Annotated in this window: 3 protein-coding genes and 1 pseudogene; 1 reads left to right on the top strand and 3 read right to left on the bottom strand. The window is 61.3% G+C overall.

What is annotated here, in order from left to right; genetic code table 11:
• Window positions 1-90: 90 nt before the first annotated feature.
• Both VTU_RS0122450 and mgtA read right to left on the bottom strand, forming a co-directional pair.
• Window positions 91-807, bottom strand: coding sequence for an MgtC/SapB family protein (locus VTU_RS0122450; protein WP_010109537.1), 717 nt, complete (start codon window positions 805-807; stop codon window positions 91-93).
• 10 nt (window positions 808-817) lie between these two features.
• Window positions 818-3,583, bottom strand: coding sequence for a magnesium-translocating P-type ATPase (mgtA, locus tag VTU_RS0122445; RefSeq protein WP_010109535.1), 2,766 nt, complete (start codon window positions 3,581-3,583; stop codon window positions 818-820).
• Between the two features lie 150 nt (window positions 3,584-3,733).
• On the opposite strand from mgtA, the gene VTU_RS33250 reads away from it, so the two are divergent.
• Window positions 3,734-4,021: a hypothetical protein gene (locus tag VTU_RS33250; protein WP_138928011.1), complete on the top strand. Its 288-nt coding sequence runs from the start codon at window positions 3,734-3,736 to the stop codon at window positions 4,019-4,021.
• 227 nt (window positions 4,022-4,248) lie between these two features.
• Here VTU_RS33250 and VTU_RS35490 read toward each other — a convergent pair.
• Window positions 4,249-4,370: pseudogene (locus VTU_RS35490) on the bottom strand (FAD-dependent monooxygenase); the annotation flags it as partial.
• Window positions 4,371-4,423: the final 53 nt, after the last annotated feature.

Raw genomic sequence — 4,423 nt, 5'->3', positions numbered from 1 at the left:
ACTATCCCTTTTGCACCATCGAGCCGCGCAAAAAAAGGGAGCTACGCCTCAAAGGCGAGAGAATGCTCGGCCGCCTTGGGTAGTGTCAGATCATTCGGTGGTGCTTGGACTCCAGAATGCCTGCCGGACAGCCGGTAGTGCTGTCAGCCGTTTGACCAACGCATCCAGCTTGTTGCCATCGACGGAGGTAGCTGCCAACGTCGCCTCGATCTCGACATCTTCCTCGCCGAAGGCGTGGATGTCGAGGTCGTGGGTTGGATAGTTGCTGCGGTCCAGCTCTTCTTCGAGCTGGGCCATGACCATCTTCTGATGCGCCCGCTCGGCAACCACATAGACGGTGTTCGTTACCTCCACAGATTCCACATCCAGCGGCTTACGGTTGATGGTGTTGACGATGGGGCGCAGCAGGGTGTTGGCCGCCAACACGAACAACGCACCCAGTACCGCTTCGACGATCAGATCAGCCCCGGCCGCTGCGCCCACGGCTGCTGATCCCCACAGCGTCGCTGCGGTATTCAGGCCACGCACATTACCCTCTTCACGCATGATCACGCCCGCACCCAGAAAGCCGATGCCGGACACCACGTAAGCCATGACATGCGCCGCGCCATCGTGACCGTGCAGCCGATTAGCCATGTCCACGAACAAGGCCGCGCCAACTGCCACCAACACATTGGTACGCAGCCCCGCCGTGCGTTGCCGGACCTGTCGCTCGAAGCCGATCAGCCCGCCGAGCACAAAGGCGGCGGCGAGGCTGATCAGGGTGTCGAGCAGGGAGGTCAGGTTGATGTTGTGAATCGCCTCCATGCTCGTCTCCTTATTGCCAGCCGTAGCGGCGGAAATAGATGCCCTTCATGGCCTGGGTCAGCCCCATGTAGGCCAGCAGAATCAGCGGCAGGAACGCGAAGTACAGCGGCGGTAGTGCTTGCAGCTTGAAGTAGTGCGCCAACGGCCCCATCGGCAAGAAGATTCCGATGGTCATGATCACCGCCGTCATCACCAGCAGCGGCGTGGCCGCCCGGCTCTGGATGAACGGAATCTTCGGCGTGCGGATCATGTGCACGATCAAGGTCTGCGTCAGCAAGCCAACAATGAACCAACCGGACTGGAACAAGGTCTGCTCCTCGGGCGTGTTGGCGCTGAACACGAACCACATCATGGCGTAGGTGGTGATGTCGAAAATCGAGCTGATCGGCCCAAAGAACACCATGAAGCGCCCCACGTCGCCCGGTTGCCAGCGCTGCGGCTTCTTCAGCAGTTCTTCATCCACATTGTCGAACGGGATGGCGATCTGCGAGATGTCGTACAGCAGGTTCTGTACCAGCAGGTGCATCGGCAGCATCGGCAGGAAGGGGATGAAAGCCGAGGCCACCAGCACCGAGAACACGTTGCCGAAGTTGGAGCTGGCAGTCATCTTGATGTACTTGAGCATGTTGGCGAAGGTGCGGCGGCCTTCGAGCACGCCTTCCTCCAAGACCATCAAGCTCTTTTCCAGCAGGATGATGTCGGCCGCTTCCTTGGCGATGTCCACCGCCGTGTCCACCGAGATGCCGATGTCGGCGGTGCGCAAGGCAGGCGCATCGTTGATGCCGTCACCCATGAAGCCCACGACATGGCCGTTGGCTTTGAGCAAGCGCACGATGCGCTCCTTGTGTGAGGGCGTGAGCTTGGCAAAGACGTTGTGGCTCTCCACGGCTTCAGCCAGCACCTTGTCGCTCATGCGCTCGATGTCGCTGCCCAGTAGCACGCCCTGCTGTTCCAGCCCGACTTTGCGGAGAATCTTGGCCGTGACCAGCTCGTTGTCGCCGGTCAGCACCTTGACCGCCACTCCATGCTCGGCCAGCGCCTTCAGTGCCGGAGCCGTCGATTCTTTCGGCGGATCAAGGAAGGCCACGTACCCGATCAGTGTCAGTTCCGACTCGTCGGCCACACCGTAGGTCTCTTTGCTCGGCGGTACTTCCTTGGCGGCCACAGCCACCACACGCAGGCCCTCTTCGTTCAGTGCAGCGGTGACGTCGCGGATACGAGTCAGCAGTTCGGGCGTCAGCGGCTCGATGGCGTCTCCATGGCGCACACGCGTGCAAACGGCGAGGATTTCCTCGACCGCGCCTTTGGTAATCAACTCGTGGTGATCCTCGCGCTCGCTCACCACCACCGACATACGACGACGGTTGAAGTCGAACGGAATCTCATCGACCTTGCGGTAGTTGTTGGCCGGGTTCAGCTCCTGATGCACATCAACGTGTTCGAGCACCGCTACGTCCAGCAGGTTCTTCAGACCGGTCTGGTAGTAGCTGTTGAGGTAAGCCATTTCAAGCACCTCGTCGGACTCTTCTCCCCAGACATCAACGTGCCGCGCCAGGAAAATCTTGTCCTGGGTCAGTGTGCCGGTCTTGTCGGTGCACAGCACGTCCATGGCGCCGAAGTTCTGGATAGCGTCCAGCCGTTTGACGATGACTTTCTTGCGCGACAGGAACACCGCACCCTTGGCCAGCGTCGAGGTCACGATCATCGGCAGCATCTCTGGCGTCAACCCCACGGCAATGGACAGCGCGAACAGCAGCGCTTCCATCCAATCACCCTTGGTGAACCCGTTGATGAACAGGACCAGCGGCGCCATCACGAACATGAAACGGATCAGCAGCCAGCTCACCTTGTTGACGCCGGACTGGAACGCCGTTGGCGCACGGTCAGTGGCGGTGACGCGGGAAGCCAATGCGCCGAAATAGGTGGCGTTGCCGGTACCGAGCACCACGGCCGTGGCCAAGCCGGACACCACGTTGGTGCCCATGAACAGGATGTTGTCGAGTTCCAGCGGGTTGATCGCCTTGGCGTCGCGCTGGGCGGCGAACTTCTCCACCGGCATCGACTCACCAGTCATGGCGGCTTGCGCCACAAACAGATCCTTGGCAGTGAGCACGCGGCAGTCGGCCGGGATCATGTCGCCCGCCGACAGCACGATCAGATCGCCGGGCACCAGCAGTTTGATCGGCAGCTCTATGCGCTTGGCGTCTTTCACATGCAGATGCACGCCGTAATACTGCTCGAATATCGGCGCGGCGTCCTCGGACAGGTCACGGCGGATGACGGTGGCCGTGTTGCTGACCATGGCCTTGAGGGCATCGGCGGCCTTGTTGGACTTGGCCTCCTGCCAGAAGCGCAACAAGGTGGAGAGCACCACCATCGTGCCGATCACGACGGTGGCCTTCATGTCCTCGGTGAGGTAGGAGATGACGGCCAGCAGCGTCAGCAGCAGGTTGAATGGATTTTTGTAGCAGTGCCACAGGTGTGTCCACCAGGGCAGCGGCCTCTCATGTTCGATCTCGTTCGGGCCGACCCGGGCACGAACGGCCTCTGCTTGCGACTCGGACAAGCCATCGGCATGACTCTCCAGTTTCCGCAGCAAGGTGTCGGCTTCTGCCGTGGCAGCGCTGACCAGGGTCTGGGTAAGCGTCGGCGGCACTTCGCGGCTGACGCCGGTCTGGGCAAGGGTGTCCAGAAGCGCCAGGCGGCGGAAGTGTCGGGCAAGGTGACGGGTGCGCAGGAAGCCTGCGAACAGCTCTTTCAGCAGTGTGAAGTTCATTCTTGTTCTCCGAGGAAGCCTGCCCGTTTCACACGGGTGAAAGTGTGCTCAGGCAGGCGGCCAATATTCAGGGTCAGGCATAGTTTGCTAATGTCCTTTGACAGCCATGACGTCACGGTAGAAACGGCACCGAGAGCAGGCGCAGGCCGATTGAAAACCATCATCGTCGGTAATCATGGGGCGTGCCGCGTGGGCGGCATTGGCCGCCAGCAGAACTGCACTCAGCAGGGCCGGCCGGAGTGGCGGGTAGGCCGCGCCGAAGTGGCCGGGGTGTCGAATACGGGTCATGCGCACAGCGTTCTCCTCTCGGATCGAGGCGAAGCCCTGTCGTGTGCACGGCTCACGCGTGGCACCGCATTTGGTGCACACGACAAGCCCGCTGGCCGCTCACGGCAAGCGATGTTCGCAGCCGACCACCATAAGGCGATCAGCCAATAAGTTGTCTGGGAGGGGAATGACGTGCAGCGGATGCTGCGACGTGGTTGCCGCCTCTCGCGTTCGGCGAGACAGCGGCAGGGAATGCCTGCGCGTTATCTTGCCGAGGGGATGCCGGTCATTGGAACCGGCTGACTACTGTCACTCGAACAAGTGCCCACTTGGGAACTCCGCAATTATTGAAGCCCGCAAGTGTACTACTCCTACGGTATTGACCGAGCAAGCCGATCTTGGGGATCGGGGCCCGGGACCATGGCCACTCTCAGCTGTTCGCGCGCGAGCAGCAAGGCAAGGCCAGGGTGCTGCCCACGATGCCGGCGCCGCGAATGCAGAGATCAAAGGCTTGGACCATGGGGCATTGCAGGAGCGCCGTATGGTCCTCGGACCGGGCCAGGGCACAATGGC

Source organism: Verminephrobacter aporrectodeae subsp. tuberculatae At4, assembly GCF_000193225.1.
GTDB lineage: Bacteria > Pseudomonadota > Gammaproteobacteria > Burkholderiales > Burkholderiaceae_C > Acidovorax > Acidovorax aporrectodeae.
Note: the sequence above shows the minus strand (reverse complement) of the source record. Positions and strands in the feature narration are given on the sequence as shown.